The following is a 17174-nucleotide window of genomic DNA, read 5'->3' as shown; positions in this document are numbered from 1 at the left end:
TTGGAGTGGCATTTTATAATGCAATGGAGGGAGTTAGACCAAGGGTATTCTTCCTTTAGCGACTATTGACAACGGATAAAAATAAACTATAATAATACACATAGGGGTATATGTAATATTGAAAGGTGGTGAAAGTATTACGATGATTCAGTTTCCAAGCGATGTGAAGGAATCGCTGCTTGAAGACATGGCGCGTACCCAGAAATCCTATGTGGCGATTGTCTTACCAAGATACTTTAGCTGGGACGGAAGTACGGGCTGTCCCTGGATGGGTTCAGAGATATGGAACAAGACCAATTGAAAATTATCGAGTCAGGAAATGGGAGGAACCTTATATGCGTGATCTCTCGGTTAAAAAGTGGAAAACCAAAGCAAACGAATTTTATGAAGTAAGATAAAAATAAGGGTTGACAGAGTCACTAATGAAGTTTAATATACCCATAACGGTATAAAAATAAAGAGCAAATATTTTTTTAGTTCATATAATACCCATTGGGGTATATGTAAATACAAAAGAAAAGGGGACAGATTATGATTATTTTAGTTGATAAAACCATTGATGCCAAAGGATTAGCTTGTCCTATGCCGATCGTCAAAACAAAAAAAGGAATAGAGGAAATTCAGCCAGGCCAAGTTCTCGAGCTCCAAGCCACGGATAAAGGATCTGTAGCAGATATTCAGGGCTGGGCTAGAAATACAGGACATCAATACCTAGGAACAGTTGAAGAGAACGGGGTATTTAAGCACTACTTGCGAAAAGCGGATCCCGATGAGGTGAAGGAAGAAGCCAAATTTCCTCATATTATCTCCAATGAGGATCTGCAAAAGATGGTAGAGGATGGACAGTCCATGGTGGTATTGGATGTCCGCGAACCTGCAGAATATGCTTTCGGCCACATTCCAGGCGCCCTTTCTGTTCCGATGGGACAACTTGAAGACCGATGGAATGAGCTTAAACAAGAAGATCAAATCATACAGCAATGTTAAAAAGGTCGGCAAAATATTCGATATATAAAGTTTGTGGTCAAGCAAGATATCCACTAAACTTACATTTTCTTCCTATATTATAATACCAGGAAAGGGGAGTGAGAGAGGTATAAATAAATTATGAATTGTTTTATACATTAGAAATGGCCAATCCAATAGTGAAACTGGATTAAGTCAGTGTTACAAACAAGTAAATATTATGTAAAATCTGCGTTTCTTAAAGAAATCCTCTTTCGCAAGGGGAGTCACTGGTATTGTTGGCATTCACTTCGAAAAAATATTCCGTATTTAGCAAGTTTACTTAGCTCTTGAAAGAATTTTTCAAAACCGGAGGGATAAACAGTTACTAATAGCATTTATTGCAAAGTCCATTTCGGTCTTTTGGTGATTGACTCACACTTTTAGAGCATTTAGTACACTTCATATCATTCATTCCTCTCCATTGCGTTTGTTATAATGATTGACAATGAAAGGAAAATTGAAACTCGATCAACAATGAAAAAGTTGGAGAAATATGTAACATTATATCTCTTTATTCAATTAAGAAAATATTATACAATTTATTAACACTATTCCAATAATTGTATATGGGGGATGTATATGTACAACAAAATCATTTCTCTTCTATTCCTGCTAGTCCTCATCGCATCTCCTACATTTGCATGTGGTGATATGGAAGACCCACCAACTGTAATTCTGCAATACGTAGTTGAAAAAATTACAAATGATCAGTTCTATGGATCTTGGAATGATGGAAGTACAATACATTTCTCAAGGGATGATATTGTAACAGAGGATGACATATTTGTAGGTGACACAGTATTAGCTACATTTGAGCGTGATAATCTCGTTGATGTCGTAAGTGTAGAGTTCTTTAATCGAGATAACGATTAGCCATACTCTTTTGGGTATGGTTTCTTCTTTAAACTCAAAGCTATACGTCTTAAGTTTCTGTCCCTTTTTTGCCATAACAAAGATGCACCCCTAAAGTATTATGGATTTTCCCTAGGGGTTTTTCCACTGTCTACTTTAAGGGGTGCATACTAGTGAAGTAGAGGGTTTATATTTAAATGACTTCTTCCCATTTACCTTCATAGTGACTTCTAACAAGATCTTTAGCAAACTCATGAATTTCTCCTTCAGTCTCAAACAGCTCAAGTAGTTCCTCAAGGTCGGATGGTAAGGAAGGTCTTGAGCTTTCAATTTTGTATCTAGACACCAGTATCATCCTCCTTTAAAACTGTGTACTTTAATATTATACCATATAGTTGTCGATACGGTAACGCTTACATACCTAAATTTCACTCTGATACAAGATATTTCTTTTGCATAGTTAATTTTTATTTATGAGATAATCTTAACAGATTCCCGTAGATATGTTTGTGTGTATGTTAGAAGATATAACACAAAAAAGTCCTGTAACTAGATAAATCCAGTTAGCCCACATCCAATAATATAGGAAAAAATATTGTGGTCTCAGAATTGTGAAATTTTCTATCAAACTAAATTTATAAGGATATTTACAAATATAGGGGGTTAATCTAAAATTAATCACTAGTTATCATAAAATTTAAAACATTATAAACGAAAAGGGTGACGCTTATTATTAGAGGATATTCCCATCAGAACAAGTCATTGATTGATTGGTTGATACTCGAAAAAGAGAAGTTGAAAGAACATGCATTGCGTAATGATATTACGTGGCAGGAAAGACTTGGCTTATTTGCTCAAATCAAATCAATTAAAGAAGAGATTAGGGGATATCAAAAGCATCAAGTTGAATTAGGTAATTGACCTGCTTATACAGGGCTTTTTTTTGGGGGGGGAAACTAACTAAAGCCGTCAAACCTTTTAACTTTACAAACGCCCATCAAAATAACTGCTCCAACGATCCAAACCCCTCGGATAATCTCTGTGCACATGCCTAGCCAAATAAGCGAAACCATTTTTTTTGGTAAAAGAGGAACTCCGCATCGTTTTTGCGGAGTTCCTTTAGTAACCTTATCTTCTGTTATTTGGAGTCATGTTAGTAGAACCTTCTACTGAATTCGCAATTCATCATCATGAACTGCTTCTCCATCAACAAAAGATGGTTGTTCAGAATTCTGAAGAGGCTCTTTTTTGTTAATTACATTGGAAAAGGATTTCACCATCTGGTTACGCATGTTTTTTATCGGCTGAGACATTTGGCCCCAGATTCCTCTTGCATTGAAATTTCTTGCTAGAGCTAAGGCAACGATGCCAAATCCGACCACCCAAAGCAATGTCTTAATATTGTTGTTGCGTTTATTTGTCCACCGAACAGTTGCTGAACTAATTCCTTGAATTAAAAATGAAGCTAAAGCTTCTCGCATGCTCTTCACCGCCTTTTTAAATAGGAGCTAACCCACTTCAAATGGTTGATGCCTATATCAAAGAGATGTAGGCTGAACTTGTTTGCTTAAAAACCTTAATATTGAGGTTCTTTTTGCTCTAATTGTTGAACACGGGATTCTAAGGAGCCAACAATCGCTTGAGTTTTGTCGAGCCGTTTGAGAGTACAGTTGCTTTGCTTGTTTATTTTCGGTTTGAAATGCGAAGGTTTCCAAATTAGCTTGGGCGCTTTTTAAAGATAGTTATGGATCATCCACCTTGATAATTAATGTGGTTAAAACCACAGAAATAGCATGCACAGTAGAATCATTCTTATCTCAGGAAATAAATGTATTGGTTAACTGAAACTCATTGACTAAGTTTTTTTTTTAAAAAAACACAGTATGACAAAAAGGAAAATAAGGAGAAGCAAACGATGTTAATGGTAAATAAATGATAATTGGATGGGGGTTGCGTTATCTTTAGGAAAACAATGTTCAATTATTATAACGATGAGGTTGAGGCGGAGGAAAAACTCCACCCTCTCGTACTGGTGAACAGGGCCATTCATCTATACTCGAAGCACTTTTACCATTAGCCGTTTTAACGCCCCTATAAACCTAGGTTTCGTCCATGAAGGAGATACGAAAATAGTGTACATCCCAAGCCGGTTTCCGCCCCATAAATCAGTAATAATGCCATTGCCAATAACCGCTGTTTCGTTTATGCGCGTTCCGAGTATATCCATGGCCGCAAAAAATGCTCTTTTCTTCGGTTTGCCCGCTTCGAACAAAGCTGGAATATCATTAACCAGCCCGTTTCCTTGAGTCGGAGGTTTGCTGTTCGAGACGATAATCAGCTTTACCGCATATCGGGTCTGAAAGTCTTTCAGCCATGTTTTCAGTGAATCTGATGAAAACTCAGAATTCTTCGTTAATGTATTATTCCAGTCAAGTATTAGTCCTTTAATTCCTGCTCGCTGCAGCGCGTCTCCGTCTATCTCATAAATCGAACGTGCAATTTGGGAAGGTTTAAAAATAGGCATAAGCTTCCTCCGTTTAGAGATATAATATAGCCACTATATACTGTCCTTTTAAAAATTCATTTAGCGTTTGAACTACATTTTTAGTCGTCATAACCTGTCTCCTCCTGTTCTAGTTATTATTCAAGATAAAATGGTAAGTTATGTACACCTTATTGAAGTAACGAGGATCGATAGGTTATTAAAATAGAGGTTTTACAGATCCTGAAGAACTCAGGGTCTTTTCTATGTTGGAAGGAGTAATGGTTCAAAACCTAACCAAAACTAATCTTACTCAAAATCTTAATAGCTCTTTCATATATTTTTCATATTGGTTGGTTAAAATGACATTGGTAGGACAGCAAGTGGGGCTGTCATGACCGCCTAGCGAAGGATGGGGCTGGCGGAATACAAATAGGAATAATAAACAATGTTTTTGACAAGATCATTTCGAGGACAAGCTCGACATGGTCTTTTTATTTTACTAATAACATTCCACAGTAAACTATTTCTAAGAAGCTCTTATGGGGGTGAAGTGAATTAAGGTTCCTGGGGAGTTATTATTTATCGGGAGTTGCAGAGACTCCTTTTTATTTTTTGTTTAAAAAGAGTGAAGTAGTTCCATATTTTAAATGGTTACATATATGGCAAATAAGTTTATAATACAAATGTAACAAATCAAAAATCCCCTATCTCAATTATAAGGTGTAGCCCCCTGCTACATGTTAATGGATGTTGGTCTTTATGGCTGACATCCTTTTTTGTTTACTGTCTCTGTCTTAGGTTTATGGTTTTACAGAATTTTATCCTTCCAATATTCAAACGTTTGTATTAAAATAAAAGGGAAGCATTTACACGATTATAAATAGTCAATTGCAATTGTAGTATTGGAGGAGTAAATGGGTATACAAATCATCTTGGATCTTGGCAAAAGTGAGTACTTAATGTGGATGTACTTAAAGGAACGGAACTTTAAAAAACCAACAATGACAGAGATGGTCGAACATTTTGGTAGGCACCCAAGAACCATTAAAGGGTGGTTAAACAGATTAGAGGACAATGGATACTTACAGAATTATAATTAGGGCAAGAGTCTAATGGCTGATGTCCCTTTTTTTGAAAATTAAAAGGTGCATGGAATCAACCATGCACACTTATGACCGTCAAACGTGTTTATTGTATACTATATATCTTGACTCGCTAGAATTATTCTAATAAGATAATGATTGTCGAATGTTTTTATCTTTATGCATCTCTGTTACCGCTATTAGCGGCTTTTTTTATTTGTTTGAAGGTCAATAAATAATCATTATCTTTACTATAATATAGAGCAAATTATCCGTGTACTGAAACAATTCGACAAAAAGTTACATCGTGTTATACAGTTGTGTCGGATGGCGGGGATAAAAGCTATTTACTTGCATTTATGAGTTCTTATTCTTTCGATAAACAGGTATCCCTAATAATGTGTATCTTATCAAGACCGGGGATACAAACGATACTTCCCTTTATTTAAAGGACTATTCAGCACCAACAAAACAGACTTATGAGCCAACGATAACTAACGCTGTAAAGATAGTTGAGCACCAAAATGTTGATTTGTTATTGGAAGTGTTGGGAGATGGGATAATTTACGAGATGATCCGAGATTATGATAGAACAAAATGACATGAATGGTAGTACCACAATTTCAACGTATAGTTGGGATTTTAACCATGATTTAAGGAAAGTGAACGACATGCAAATTAAGCATGACCCTGCCGTTTGGACGAAAACGACCAAAACTATTGACAGTCAAAACAACCCAGCTTTAAATGTTCAATATTATCAAGGGTCTTATCCGAACAGTAAGCTTATAAGATTCGCAAACTTTAAAATTGAAAATAATACGTTAATTAAAACAGATGAAATATTCAAATAAAGAAAAGCAAACTATATACCAACTAAGGAGAAAGAGCATCTGCTTCTACTCATACAATTTCACTTGGCGATAAGATCACTATGAGCACATGGGAATTTTTATTAATCCTGAAGACAATTTTTATATCCTTAAAGATGAGAAGAACGGTGTTAACGTAAGTCTTCCATATATAAAGAAAGATGGTTATATAATTGGCAATATCCATTGATGTCTGGATTAACCAATATTACAGGAAATAAGTTGAATGAGCTTGTTATTCATGAGCAACTTAATAATAAATCGAACGGAGAAGTTGAAAACTGGATTTCAGTTTATCGTTATGAAAACAAGCAAGTTTCAAAAGTTGGATCGGTGAAAATTAATAAAATATAAACCAAATGTAACTGAAAATGATACGGTAAGATTGTTTAAGAATTCTCCAGCGATTTCATTTTTTGATGGCTATCCTGATAAAGTAATAAATCTTCAATTTTATGATGTAACCATACTCTTCATAAATGGGCAGAAGATTGGAAATTAGAACGTAAACTTGTTGGAATGAAGCGATATGAACATAAAAATGGAAAACTCGAATTTGAATCAGAGCTAAAATAAGAATCGAGAGAAGTGTCTAGAAAAGCTTCTTTTTTTGATAAAAACTAACTTTTAGGGTAATTAGGATTTACTTAATAGGAGATCTACTCTTTCGAAAAACAACAGTCAGATTTTTTAACAATAATGGTACAAAATAACATATGAAAGGCTATATTTTAGTTATCAGAGGGGATCTTCATACTCTGATTTCACTTCTACATCCCATCCAATTGCCACCTTCATCCTTGAAGGTGGTTTTTTCTTCGTAGGACATCTTGCGGATCAGCGGGAATCGATAGAGAAAATAATAAGATTGCCCTATACCATTGTCCACTCACTTTTCTTTATCTTATATATACCAATATTAGGTTAAAGAAAGGTGGTGCATTAAATGAAAAAAGCCGGAATAAAAGGTCGTATATCTCATAGGGATTTACTAAGAGCTATTAGAAGAAATCGGGAACTTATTAAGGATAATAGGGCGCTTCTTAGGGAAATTCTTGATATTCTTGAAGATAACAATAATCACAGTAGGAAAAGGAAAAGACTCGGGGGTTAACATGGTCTCTAAAACATTTCCTACGGATAATCATTATCTCATAATTGCTAGAAAGTAATTTTAGAGGACTGGATTCCCAGTCATCTTGCTATAGAACTATTGAATTCTTTTTCTTCACATATAATCTATGTTTCAACCCCATCTCAGATGGGGCTTTCTCATTTTTTAGAGCAATTTGCTGTAATAAACAAGAATAATTAGGTGATGAGAAAAAAGTTGAATTCACCTCTTTACATAGGGTAGGGGGGTAATGTAAAATATAAATAAATCTAAATGGAAAAAACCGGAGGTTGATGTGCAGTGAATCACCATCATCAAACAACAGTAGGCAGGAAAACCCAGTTGGCGTCATCCATTCTTTCTGTTGTGTTTTCTTTCATTGCTTCTTCCCATCATTGGTTACACATGAGCATTTTATTTCTATTAGGCGGCTCTACAAGCACATTGGCGACCATGTCAGGGATCATATGGGTCCGTCGTTTGATGATCGCTGTTACAGTCTTTACCACTGCATTTTCTATACGCTCACTTTACAAGCAAAGGAACATGCCTAACTACATGAAGTATTTAACCCTTTTATCAACGACGATCTCCATCGGTTTTGTTTTGTATACCCTCATTAGCTTTGGGTGGTAGACTAGGATACAACTAACCCAACCCATTATAGGGTACTTTAATGTAATCAAGTGGACCTATATCTACATTTGAACATAGGATACACGGGTATACTATAAAAGGTAAAGTGATAATAATATCGAATAGCCTGGATAAAAGGAGACGATTAAAAATCCATAAAGGAACAGGCATGAATTGGTTGTTCATATTCGCTAAATACCCTACACATCTATCCTGTAAAATTAAAGGTTAATCTTAAAAAGGAGTGTCACCATGAAAAAAATAAGTTCTTTCTTTTTATCTGTTGTCTTTTTAGCCTTGCTTACAGCATGCAGTCCAAAAGATACGCCGCCTGCACCACCGCCTGAGAATCATCAAAGCCATGAAAACACGAATCATAGTGAAGGAACTAATACCCATGTTGAACAAAAGGATTCCCATGGAGGACATAGTGACCATGGAGAACAGAAAGCAGAAATCAAAACCGAAGCGATATGGAATTTAGAGAACGGGAAAGCAAAAGAGAAGTCCATTATTCAAATCCAGGTTCAGAATGAGCAAGGAGAATCCATTGAAAAATTCGATATCAACCATGAAAAGCAGATGCATCTGATCTTAGTGAGCAAAGATCTTTCTTATTTTAATCACATTCATCCTGAGTACCAACAAGGGGGTCAATTCCAAGTACAGAACGAGTTCCCGACCGGTGGAGAATATATGGCATTTGCTGACTATATCCCGACGAATGGGACTCAGCAAGTGAAGAGTAAGTGGTTAGAAATTGAGGGTGATTCTCCATCAGAGGTGCCACTTCAAGCCGATTCAAACCTTACAAAGGTTGTGGATGGAAAAGAAGTGACTTTATCTTTCGATAATCTTAAGCCGAACCAAGACGTAACGATGACGTTTATGATTAACGATGCTGAAAATAAACAACCGATCACCAATTTGGAACCGTATTTAGGGGCTGTAGGTCACGTCGTTGCGCTAGACCGTAATGTAGAAACGTATCTGCACGTCCATCCCATCGATGAACATGCAAAAGGCCCAGATGCTAAATTTATGACGTCTTTCCCATCAAGCGGCATTTACAAGATCTGGGGACAGTTTCAACATGAAGGAAAGGTATTTACCGTTCCATTTGTGATTGAAGTACCATAACGAAGGAGGTTTTTAAATGAGAGTTCTTATCATAGGTGCAACGGGTACAATCGGAAGTGCCGTTCGGAACGAATTGGCATCAAGGCATGACATTATTTCAGCAGGACGCAAGGGAGCAGATGTCGCGGTTGACATTACTTCCCCTGAAAGCATTAAAGCTATGTATCAGACAGTAGGTAAAGTGGATGCGGTTATTAGTACAACAGGGAATACCTACTTTGGTTCACTTCTGGACCTGACACCCGAAGCCAATGAGATATCCATAGAAAGCAAATTAAAGGGACAAATCAATCTCGTCTTGCTTGGATTAAAATATGTCAATGATCGAGGCAGCTTTACTTTAACAACAGGGATTATTATGGATGATCCTATTACGGGTGGGGTGTCATCCGCGATGGCGGGTGGAGCTATTCGAAGTGGCAGCGATTGAAATGCCTCGAGGGATACGCATAAACAATGTAAGCCCAAATGTCTTAGTAGAATCAATGGAAAAGTATGGTCCGTATTTTCCAGGGTTCCAGCCCGTACCCGCGAGCAGGGTGGCGCAAGCTTTTCGAAAGAGCGTCGAGGGTGCCCAAACAGGGCAAACCTATACGGTTTATTAAGAGCCCTAAAGCAAACGATGCTTATGCCCCACGAGGGTATGTCTTTTTTGTGCTTCAGAATTATATTTTGGATACGGGTAAAGGCATGAGTGCCGAACAGATCAAAAAATTAGGCATTCCTTTTTATACGACAAAAGATAAAGGCACGGACTGGGGACTATGGTTGCGTTTAGTATCATTAAAGCAATGAAGGGAGAAATAAAAGTAGATAGTGAGATTGGGAAAGGAACTTGTTTTACCATCTCTTTCCCCGTTTTTAATCGGTAGCTAGAAATCTACGCCCTCCATTACCGGTCTGTTTCCTCAAATGTAACGGATTGCACAGCTTCAGTTCGTGTATCAAATCTTATCTTTATATAGACACCAAATTCGCGCCCCCCTTGTTTTAACCAAAGTTTAAATGTTTCTTGGGACGTAGTAGCAGATATGGATTGGCGACCAACATGAAGATAATCAACGATTTCTGCAGTTGGATATTTCTTGTGGGTTTCTTGTATGGCTAACTTTCCCCATTTCGCATAGGGAGGCTCGAATATAGGTTCCTCGATATTATTTTTATCATCAAATAAAGGAAAAGCTTGAACATCCGATGCAAGAAGAGCAAGTACAGTTATACCTAGTGTAACAATTATTTTCTTCATAACTTCACCTCTTCCTTATACTGCTCAAATTAAAGGCAGAGCATGAACAACAAAAGACCACTCCGTTATGGATGTGGTCTATGTTCGTACCTATTTGTAAAGCAGATATTTTTTTCTTTCCTCTTTAAATTGGTTTAACTCAGCAGCATATTGGGCTTCGATTTCTTGGGGTGTAAGCCCTGCTTCCAGGTATTGTCCCATTTTGTTGGAGCCCATGATTTTGTCAAACATGACGATTTCTTTTCCGCTTTTTGGCACGGTGAAATTGATCAATTGTTTCGCATAGGCCAGTACGTAAATGCCAGTTTTAGCTGGGTTAAAGGTATGTGGATCAGTAATCTCCAGCTTTACACCACCAGATGACCCTTTGGTTTCCGGGATGAATTGCACACCTGGCAAGTTTGATTGATTCAACAGCTGGGCAAATTTTTCAGAATCCATGCCTTTGCTGCCGACCCATTGGAAATAATCAGACTGACGAACACCAGTACCGTCTCCTAGTCCTGTTGCCATATAGCTAAAAACCGACTCAATCGAGGGAAGCATGGGTGAAGTTTGAACCCATGTGAGCCCTGTGTCTTGGAAAAGCATGTCTCTGGTATAGCCCTTCATCGGAATGACCGTAATATCTGCCCCGATTTTCCGGTTGAAAAAAAGAGATAATTCGCCGACGGTCATTCCGTGCGCCATCGGGAGGTTGTCAACACCGACAAAGGTAAGGTATGCATCCATGGCAATTGGACCTTCTACAATTGTTCCGCCTAACGGATTAGGACGGTCCAACACGATGATGGGGATATTATTTTCTTCGGCTGCTTTCATAGCGTAATTCAACGTAGAAATATATGTGTACCATCTTGCCCCAACATCCTGCATATCGAAAAGCAGCACATCAATATTGCTTAGCATTTCTTTGGTAGGGGTACGTGTTTTGCCGTATAAGCTATACACTGGAATTTGATATTCCGAATGTGTGTAAGATTCCACATAGGATCCGGCCAATGCTTTCCCGTCAATCCCATGCTCTGGACCATAGAGAGCGGTCAACTTCACATCAGGGTCTTGCCACAATTTCTCGATTGTGTTGATGCCTTTGCTATTAACACCGGATTGGTTCGTTATTAATCCTACTTTTTTGCCTTTAATAAGATGATGATAGTCGCTGAACAGAACTTCGTTGCCAAGCTGAATCGCAGCAGATGGCTGATCTGGCTGTGCCGGTTCTGATTGTGGCGGGTTAGGTGTAGGGGTCGGCTGGGATGGCGGCCTAGAATCTGTTATTTGAACGATTTTGCTTTGTTCCTTCCAATCAACTTCGTACCCAAGCGCTTCTGCAATAAAACGAATTGGAACCATCGTGCGTTGGTTGATAATTTGGGCAGGCACGTCCAATTCAAGAGCTTGTCCATTTCGTTGTGCTGTTCGTTGACCGATCACGAGATTCACTTCATTCGAGTCCTTTTGTAGGCGCACAGCGGATGTTTGACCATTCCAACCAACATCAAAGCCTAGTGTTTCAGCGATGGAACGGATTGGCACAAGAGTGCGGCTGTTTTGTATAACAGGCTTTTGATCCGGGAACTTGATTTCTTCCAGCCCGTATTTGACCTGAATATCGGATTGAACGCTAGAAGCGGCCCATCCGGGAGCGGGTAGCAGCGAAACTACAAGAAGGAGAGCCGCAATTTTTTTCTTGAGCATTTGATTTATCAACTCCGATTCAACTATTTAATCTACTAATATATTATACTACCATAATTTAGTTTTGTTTTTTTAACTAGAATAATTAGGTTGAATGACCTATGACACCAATCTGAAGAATTTCGGATATGTTTGCATGAAGTGGGAGAGTCTTGGTGACAATTTAACCCGAATGACCTTGCGAAATAAAGGTAATCCCACAGGATTTTCAAAGTTCATTACTCCCTTTATGTCATCCATGATCAAAAGAGCGAACGAAAAAGACCTGAGAAAACTAAAAGAAGTATTAGAAACGCAAAAAAGAGGCTGACTGCGGAGTTAGCTTCTTTTTTTTCTGGAAAAGGAGTGTTCCGCTAACTCCAAGGCTGCTTTTAAAAATTATGAATGAATATCCCAATGCGATCTGACAATACTACATAAAAATAGTTTGGAACTAGTATATTTATTTACTAAAGGTATTTGACGTAAGTGCAAGTATTATTATATACTAAGTTACGAAATGTAAGTAAATATTTTTTATATGGAAAGGAGATGTCTAATGGTTCCTTCATTATTTATTTGTCACGGAGCGCCTACACTAGCTATTGAAGACAATGAATATACCCAGTTTCTTCAAGAGTTAGGGCGCCGTTATAAACCAAAGGGCATTGTCATATTTACGGCTCACTGGGAAAGTGAAATCCCATACCTTTCGTTTAGAGATGACATTTATGAAACCATCTATGATTTCGGCGGATTTTCCGAAGAGCTTTTTAAAATCAAATATCCGGCAAAAGGGTCAACTAACATAGCTTCCATGGTCGAGGAGCACTTTAAAAGTCATGGCATTCCTTCAAAGAGGGATGAGACGAGAGGATTAGACCATGGCTCATGGGTGGTGTTACGGCTTTTGTATCCCCAGGCGGAATTCCCTGTTGTCCAAGTTTCCGTGAATCCTTATCTTGCTCCAAAAGATCAATATAAATTGGGTGAAGCCCTTCGTTTTCTTCGGAGTGAAGATATTCTAGTCATTGGCAGCGGCGGAACTTCCCATAACCTAAGATCAATCAATTGGGGACAAACGACTGTGGAGGCTTGGACTGAAGAATTTGATGATTGGTTAATCGAGCATATACAAAATAGGGACTTGGATTCCTTATTAAATTATGAGAAGTTGGCCCCCCATGCTCGTTTGGCTGTACCCAGGGCAGAACATTTTGTTCCACTCTTTATAGCGCTTGGAAGCGGAGATGAACATAACCAGCCCAAGTTATTGCATAGAAGTTATCAATTTGGAACATTGAGCCATATTGTTTTTGAATTTTAAAATGTTACTCTCCTATAAGAGTAGCAAATTTTTTGAATCATAACTTACTAATCGTAAATTTAAAACAAAAGATAATTAGGAGGGCGAAAAAATGGTACGAAAATATGAATGGAGCCTATTAGTAGTTCGAGTAATTCTGGGAATCACATTTTTGGTACATGGTGTAGCTAAATTCCAAATGGGTCTAGGCAATGTGGCAGGATATTTCCAGAGTTTAGGGATTCCAGGGTTTTTAGGATATGTTGTTGCTCTTATTGAATTCATTGGAGGAGTTGCGTTAATCTTAGGATTAGGTACTCGAATCGTTTCGGCACTAGTTGGGGTGGTCATGATTGGGGCTATTTTCACAGCAAAATTACCTGCAGGATTTATGGGAAATGGTACGGCTGCGGGCTATGAATTAGATTTAGCTTTATTATGCATGGCAGTTGCACTTATTTTCAGCGGAAGTCAGTTCTATGCCTTAGATAGTAAATTGTTCGGGTCTGGCAAAGAAGAGGCAACAACCAGACAGATTTCCTAATAACTATTTCATAAGATTCTTTCCCATGGAGGTCCTATTATGAACAGCCCACTAGATTATACGATTCATCTTCCGGCTAACAGAGAAAAAGAAAAAAAGTATCCAGTTATTTACGCGATGCATGGAAAGGGCAGCAATGAACAGAACATGCTTCGTCTTCTCCAGGGACTAGAAAATGATTTTATTCTAATCGGAATACGTGGCGGAATACCACAAGGAAATGGATATGAATATTTTTCTATTAAGAGCATTGGAAATCCGAACAGAGACTCTTTCGATAAAAGTGTAAAGGATATAGAATCATTCATAGAGTATGCCAAACAATCGTATCCAATAGAAACTAATCATCAATATCTGTTGGGCTTTAGTCAAGGAGCTATCCTAGCTATGACCTTAGCCCTTACGATGGGAAACCAAATCAAAGGCATTGTTGCACTAAATGGTTATGTTCCCCTTTTTGTAAAGGATGAATACCCGATTAAATCTGTTGAAGATCTATCCATATATATTTCTCATGGAGAATACGACCCTGTTTTTCCTTTAACGATAGGGAAGGAAAATGAGGCGTACTTTCGAGAAAAAAGTCAAAATGTTCATTTTACTGCTTATGCGGTTGGACATGAAGTTTCCTATGAAAATCAACAAGAATTTATTAAATGGCTATATAACGATTTGAGACCGAAACTAACCGAATAATCGCATATGGCTGCTATCCCGGCAGCCTTCTTTTTATTTATTAATAAGCGAGGTGATAAAGAATGGACGTTTACACCGACGTTTACACCGATGTTTGTATCGTGGGTGCTGGGCCTGCGGGAGCGTTATTAGGATATATTTTAGCGAGTCAAGGAATTTCAACGGTACTGATAGAGCGCCATGGAGGGCTCGAGAAGCAATTTAGAGGAGAACATCTAAATTCTGATGTGGTTAAAATCTTAAAAAAATACAATCTGTTCGATAAGATAAAAGAGCGTGGAATTCTAGCTATGAAGCGAGTGGAATTTTTCTACCATAGCCAACGGGTAAAAACGATTTCGCTTGATGAAGAAGAAGGGAATGTAAGTATTCATTTTCCTCATGGAAATTTGCTTCATGTTCTCATTGAAGAGTCAATGAAATATAAAAATTACAGGATACTAATGAATACAGTATTGACCGAATTAATTCAAAATGAGGTAGGCAGTTATGTTGGTGTCAAAGCTAAACATCATGATGAAATCATCAATATCTATAGTCGTTGTGTTATAGGGGCTGATGGAAGGTACTCTACAGTTCGTAAAATTGCGGAAATTCCTACAGAAATCATCAAGCATGGTTATGATGTTTTATGGGCAAAAATACCTGCTCCTTCCAATTGGGAAGCTACCATAAAGTTAGCTTTGGTCCATCATAAACAGCTAGCTTTGTTTACGCAAACGGGTGGCTTTGTTCAAATTGGCTGGAATATAGAAGAGGGCGATTATTTCAATCTTGTTAGACAACCATTTGAACCGTTCATCACACAGCTCCTCGATGCGTTTCCGGAATTGAGTCAGACTGTTCAACAACATATTCAATCCTGGAAGGATTTTGTAAACTTACGAGTTCAAAGCTGTCGATGTTCGACATGGGTAAAAGAGGGGTTGGTTATCATCGGGGATGCTGCCCATACCATGAGTCCGACAGGGGCAATAGGTGTAAGTGCAGCGTTAAAGGATGCAGAAATATTGGGCGGAGTTTTGAAAGAAGCATGTAAACAAAACGATTTCAGCTCCATTCAGCTTAAGAAATTTGAAGATTTCAGAAAGAATGACATTGAAAAATTACAAGTGGAACAGTTGAAAGAAGAAGCAGCTTTTGAAGAGAATTTCCATGTGTTTTCTTAAGGATAATGGGCAATTTAAATATAACTGTTTTTGACAAGAGATTATAATTATGGTTATAGCATTAAAATTAAAAACAGGGATGTGTCTTATGGATGCAACAACAGTTGACTCTCATGTGATTGCAATACTTCAGGATAGAATTCAGCTGATCAAAAAGGAAAATGGAGCTATTTATTTAGTTGGACCTATTAAATTACCAGTTAATTTAAATGGAGAAACCGTGATCTTCCAATGGTATTGTTGGCTAAATTGTGGTGAAGTCACGGAAGATCCGCAAAGAATTATTGACAAATTGTCAGCTGTAAATTTAGCTGAGATGCAACAGTCGAGTGTGTTAGTCTACGGGGATTTTCAAAACGCAGAAGAAGCACTAATCAGATTTCACTCCATCTGTCATACAGGCGACATTTTCGGAAGCAAACGATGTGATTGCGGGTACCAGTTGCAACAAGCGATGAAGCATATAGTAGAGTATGGGAATGGTGCCTTATTTTATCTGGCTAATCATGAGGGAAGAGGCATTGGTTTGTTCAGTAAAGCCATGGCTTATGTTCTTCAAGAAAATGGTTATGATACGGTTGATGCTAATTTGGAGTTAGGCTTTAAGGATGATGCTAGAAATTATAGCGACGCCATTCAAGTTTTAAAAAAGCTTCGAACAAATCCTGTAACATTAATTACCAACAATCCTCGAAAATTAGAAGCTTTAAAAAATGCGGGGATGAATGTATCGGGCAGGGTACAATTGTGGGGGGATGTATCGGAATATAACGAGAAATATTTGAAAACCAAAATTGAGCGTGCTGGCCATCTAAGAGAAGAGAGTTGCTGCACGGATGATTAGTTTTGAATTTTATATATAAGCCTGGCTTGGTCTGGATGTCCAATCTTACTTTATATTCCAACGGATGAGGGACCCCATGCGATCTTTCAAAAAAAGACACGCTAAGCGTGTCTTTTTTTGACATCTTTAATGTGTTTATTCGTCTTGAGGATCAGTGTTTTTAATTCTTCATTTTGTTTTTTTATGTCTTTGATTTCTGATTTTAGCGCCAACATTTCCTGCAGAAAAGAGTTCATTTCAGTTGAGTATGTTCCTTCTTCAGTTAGAGCTTCCTTTTCAGGCTCTTTTTCGTTTTCGGGATTAACATTGCTAAGTTTCATTATTCCCGAAACAGTATTCATAATGTCATCGTCCTTTAATAAATTAGTTGCAAGCTTCATGATCCCATTGATATCCAGGGATTGTTCATTTTTCAAGAGTCCGGTTACTTCTTCTTTAAACTCCTTTTCGTTTATCATATCAATAATCACCTCCTGCACTGTTATAGTATGGGGCTATCT

The 17174-nt window shown here is 37.8% G+C and carries 21 protein-coding genes and 3 pseudogenes; 17 read left to right on the top strand and 7 right to left on the bottom strand.

Annotated elements, in window-relative coordinates; all coding sequences use genetic code 11:
* Nucleotides 1-118 precede the first annotated feature (118 nt).
* The 3 genes and pseudogenes from ABLT31_RS09235 to ABLT31_RS09225 all read left to right on the top strand — a co-directional run bounded on the left by ABLT31_RS09235 (nt 119) and on the right by ABLT31_RS09225 (nt 1881).
* Complete coding sequence (locus ABLT31_RS09235) at nt 119-301, top strand: hypothetical protein (protein WP_367750944.1); 183 nt, start codon at nt 119-121, stop codon at nt 299-301.
* A 233-nt stretch (nt 302-534) separates the two neighbouring features.
* A pseudogene (locus tag ABLT31_RS09230) lies at nt 535-984 on the top strand (sulfurtransferase TusA family protein); the annotation flags it as partial.
* Nucleotides 985-1587: 603 nt separating this feature from the next.
* Nucleotides 1588-1881, top strand: coding sequence for a hypothetical protein (locus tag ABLT31_RS09225; protein WP_367750942.1), 294 nt, complete (start codon nt 1588-1590; stop codon nt 1879-1881).
* A gap of 172 nt (nt 1882-2053) precedes the next feature.
* On the opposite strand, the gene ABLT31_RS09220 is transcribed toward ABLT31_RS09225, so the two are convergent.
* Nucleotides 2054-2206, bottom strand: coding sequence for a hypothetical protein (locus tag ABLT31_RS09220; protein ID WP_367750940.1), 153 nt, complete (start codon nt 2204-2206; stop codon nt 2054-2056).
* Between the two features lie 416 nt (nt 2207-2622).
* Here ABLT31_RS09220 and ABLT31_RS09215 point away from each other — a divergent pair, with 416 nt between their 5' ends.
* Nucleotides 2623-2781, top strand: coding sequence for a hypothetical protein (locus ABLT31_RS09215; RefSeq protein ID WP_367750938.1), 159 nt, complete (start codon nt 2623-2625; stop codon nt 2779-2781).
* Nucleotides 2782-3026: 245 nt separating this feature from the next.
* Here ABLT31_RS09215 and ABLT31_RS09210 read toward each other — a convergent pair whose 3' ends face one another.
* The 3 genes and pseudogenes from ABLT31_RS09210 to ABLT31_RS09200 form a co-directional block, all read right to left on the bottom strand.
* On the bottom strand, nt 3027-3341 hold the full coding sequence (locus ABLT31_RS09210; protein ID WP_367750936.1) for a hypothetical protein: 315 nt from the start codon (nt 3339-3341) through the stop codon (nt 3027-3029).
* Nucleotides 3342-3436: 95 nt separating this feature from the next.
* Nucleotides 3437-3575: pseudogene (locus tag ABLT31_RS09205) on the bottom strand (DUF1657 domain-containing protein).
* A gap of 335 nt (nt 3576-3910) precedes the next feature.
* Complete coding sequence (locus ABLT31_RS09200; protein ID WP_367750934.1) at nt 3911-4384, bottom strand: YqeG family HAD IIIA-type phosphatase; 474 nt, start codon at nt 4382-4384, stop codon at nt 3911-3913.
* 1627 nt (nt 4385-6011) lie between these two features.
* On the opposite strand from ABLT31_RS09200, the gene ABLT31_RS09195 reads away from it, so the two are divergent.
* The 8 genes and pseudogenes from ABLT31_RS09195 (at nt 6012) to ABLT31_RS38995 (ending at nt 10061) form a co-directional block, all read left to right on the top strand.
* Nucleotides 6012-6281 (top strand): hypothetical protein, encoded by a 270-nt coding sequence (locus tag ABLT31_RS09195; RefSeq protein ID WP_367750932.1) that lies wholly within the window; start codon nt 6012-6014, stop codon nt 6279-6281.
* Nucleotides 6282-6488: 207 nt separating this feature from the next.
* Nucleotides 6489-6653 carry a hypothetical protein gene (locus ABLT31_RS09190; protein ID WP_367750930.1) on the top strand — a complete coding sequence of 55 codons (165 nt, stop codon included), beginning with the start codon at nt 6489-6491 and terminating at the stop codon, nt 6651-6653.
* 592 nt (nt 6654-7245) lie between these two features.
* The gene (locus ABLT31_RS09185) at nt 7246-7413 is read left to right on the top strand and encodes a hypothetical protein (RefSeq protein WP_367750928.1); all 168 of its coding nucleotides are present in this window, start codon (nt 7246-7248) and stop codon (nt 7411-7413) included.
* A 300-nt stretch (nt 7414-7713) separates the two neighbouring features.
* Nucleotides 7714-8049: a hypothetical protein gene (locus ABLT31_RS09180; protein ID WP_367750926.1), complete on the top strand. Its 336-nt coding sequence runs from the start codon at nt 7714-7716 to the stop codon at nt 8047-8049.
* Between the two features lie 252 nt (nt 8050-8301).
* On the top strand, nt 8302-9189 hold the full coding sequence (locus ABLT31_RS09175) for a hypothetical protein (RefSeq protein ID WP_367750924.1): 888 nt from the start codon (nt 8302-8304) through the stop codon (nt 9187-9189).
* 16 nt (nt 9190-9205) lie between these two features.
* A pseudogene (locus ABLT31_RS09170) lies at nt 9206-9794 on the top strand (short chain dehydrogenase).
* A 49-nt stretch (nt 9795-9843) separates the two neighbouring features.
* On the top strand, nt 9844-9984 hold the full coding sequence (locus tag ABLT31_RS39000) for a hypothetical protein (RefSeq protein ID WP_462976482.1): 141 nt from the start codon (nt 9844-9846) through the stop codon (nt 9982-9984).
* Nucleotides 9954-10061 (top strand): hypothetical protein, encoded by a 108-nt coding sequence (locus ABLT31_RS38995; RefSeq protein ID WP_462976479.1) that lies wholly within the window; start codon nt 9954-9956, stop codon nt 10059-10061. Before ABLT31_RS39000 ends, ABLT31_RS38995 begins: the two co-directional genes overlap by 31 nt.
* Before the next feature lie 20 nt (nt 10062-10081).
* Here the strand turns inward: ABLT31_RS38995 and ABLT31_RS09160 are convergent, their stop codons facing one another.
* Together ABLT31_RS09160 and ABLT31_RS09155 are read right to left on the bottom strand one after the other, a co-directional pair.
* Nucleotides 10082-10435, bottom strand: coding sequence for a YqzG/YhdC family protein (locus ABLT31_RS09160; RefSeq protein ID WP_367750922.1), 354 nt, complete (start codon nt 10433-10435; stop codon nt 10082-10084).
* Nucleotides 10436-10525: 90 nt separating this feature from the next.
* Nucleotides 10526-12136 carry an exo-beta-N-acetylmuramidase NamZ domain-containing protein gene (locus ABLT31_RS09155; protein WP_367750920.1) on the bottom strand — a complete coding sequence of 537 codons (1611 nt, stop codon included), beginning with the start codon at nt 12134-12136 and terminating at the stop codon, nt 10526-10528.
* Nucleotides 12137-12674: 538 nt separating this feature from the next.
* Between ABLT31_RS09155 and ABLT31_RS09150 the strand changes: the two genes are divergently transcribed.
* The 5 genes from ABLT31_RS09150 to ABLT31_RS09130 all read left to right on the top strand — a co-directional run bounded on the left by ABLT31_RS09150 (nt 12675) and on the right by ABLT31_RS09130 (nt 16674).
* On the top strand, nt 12675-13442 hold the full coding sequence (locus ABLT31_RS09150; protein ID WP_367750918.1) for a dioxygenase family protein: 768 nt from the start codon (nt 12675-12677) through the stop codon (nt 13440-13442).
* Between the two features lie 91 nt (nt 13443-13533).
* Nucleotides 13534-13965 (top strand): DoxX family protein, encoded by a 432-nt coding sequence (locus tag ABLT31_RS09145; RefSeq protein ID WP_367750916.1) that lies wholly within the window; start codon nt 13534-13536, stop codon nt 13963-13965.
* A gap of 39 nt (nt 13966-14004) precedes the next feature.
* The gene (locus tag ABLT31_RS09140; protein ID WP_367750914.1) at nt 14005-14661 is read left to right on the top strand and encodes an alpha/beta hydrolase; all 657 of its coding nucleotides are present in this window, start codon (nt 14005-14007) and stop codon (nt 14659-14661) included.
* Between the two features lie 62 nt (nt 14662-14723).
* Complete coding sequence (locus ABLT31_RS09135) at nt 14724-15830, top strand: FAD-dependent monooxygenase (RefSeq protein ID WP_367750912.1); 1107 nt, start codon at nt 14724-14726, stop codon at nt 15828-15830.
* An 88-nt stretch (nt 15831-15918) separates the two neighbouring features.
* Nucleotides 15919-16674 (top strand): GTP cyclohydrolase II, encoded by a 756-nt coding sequence (locus ABLT31_RS09130; RefSeq protein WP_367751363.1) that lies wholly within the window; start codon nt 15919-15921, stop codon nt 16672-16674.
* Between the two features lie 101 nt (nt 16675-16775).
* Here the strand turns inward: ABLT31_RS09130 and ABLT31_RS09125 are convergent, their stop codons facing one another.
* Nucleotides 16776-17132 (bottom strand): hypothetical protein, encoded by a 357-nt coding sequence (locus tag ABLT31_RS09125; RefSeq protein WP_367750911.1) that lies wholly within the window; start codon nt 17130-17132, stop codon nt 16776-16778.
* Nucleotides 17133-17174: the final 42 nt, after the last annotated feature.

The organism is Ammoniphilus soli, assembly GCF_040813775.1.
Note: the sequence above shows the minus strand (reverse complement) of the source record. Positions and strands in the feature narration are given on the sequence as shown.

Coding starts and splice junctions, on each gene's coding strand:
- ABLT31_RS09225 (WP_367750942.1), top strand. CDS start 1,588: ATGTACAACAAAATCATTTCTCTTCTATTCCTGCTAGTCCTCATCGCA.
- ABLT31_RS09210 (WP_367750936.1), bottom strand. CDS start 3,341: ATGCGAGAAGCTTTAGCTTCATTTTTAATTCAAGGAATTAGTTCAGCA.
- ABLT31_RS09200 (WP_367750934.1), bottom strand. CDS start 4,384: ATGCCTATTTTTAAACCTTCCCAAATTGCACGTTCGATTTATGAGATA.
- ABLT31_RS09195 (WP_367750932.1), top strand. CDS start 6,012: ATGATAGAACAAAATGACATGAATGGTAGTACCACAATTTCAACGTAT.
- ABLT31_RS09190 (WP_367750930.1), top strand. CDS start 6,489: ATGTCTGGATTAACCAATATTACAGGAAATAAGTTGAATGAGCTTGTT.
- ABLT31_RS09185 (WP_367750928.1), top strand. CDS start 7,246: ATGAAAAAAGCCGGAATAAAAGGTCGTATATCTCATAGGGATTTACTA.
- ABLT31_RS09175 (WP_367750924.1), top strand. CDS start 8,302: ATGAAAAAAATAAGTTCTTTCTTTTTATCTGTTGTCTTTTTAGCCTTG.
- ABLT31_RS38995 (WP_462976479.1), top strand. CDS start 9,954: ATGGTTGCGTTTAGTATCATTAAAGCAATGAAGGGAGAAATAAAAGTA.
- ABLT31_RS09160 (WP_367750922.1), bottom strand. CDS start 10,435: ATGAAGAAAATAATTGTTACACTAGGTATAACTGTACTTGCTCTTCTT.
- ABLT31_RS09155 (WP_367750920.1), bottom strand. CDS start 12,136: ATGCTCAAGAAAAAAATTGCGGCTCTCCTTCTTGTAGTTTCGCTGCTA.
- ABLT31_RS09150 (WP_367750918.1), top strand. CDS start 12,675: ATGGTTCCTTCATTATTTATTTGTCACGGAGCGCCTACACTAGCTATT.
- ABLT31_RS09145 (WP_367750916.1), top strand. CDS start 13,534: ATGGTACGAAAATATGAATGGAGCCTATTAGTAGTTCGAGTAATTCTG.
- ABLT31_RS09140 (WP_367750914.1), top strand. CDS start 14,005: ATGAACAGCCCACTAGATTATACGATTCATCTTCCGGCTAACAGAGAA.
- ABLT31_RS09135 (WP_367750912.1), top strand. CDS start 14,724: ATGGACGTTTACACCGACGTTTACACCGATGTTTGTATCGTGGGTGCT.
- ABLT31_RS09130 (WP_367751363.1), top strand. CDS start 15,919: ATGGATGCAACAACAGTTGACTCTCATGTGATTGCAATACTTCAGGAT.
- ABLT31_RS09125 (WP_367750911.1), bottom strand. CDS start 17,132: ATGATAAACGAAAAGGAGTTTAAAGAAGAAGTAACCGGACTCTTGAAA.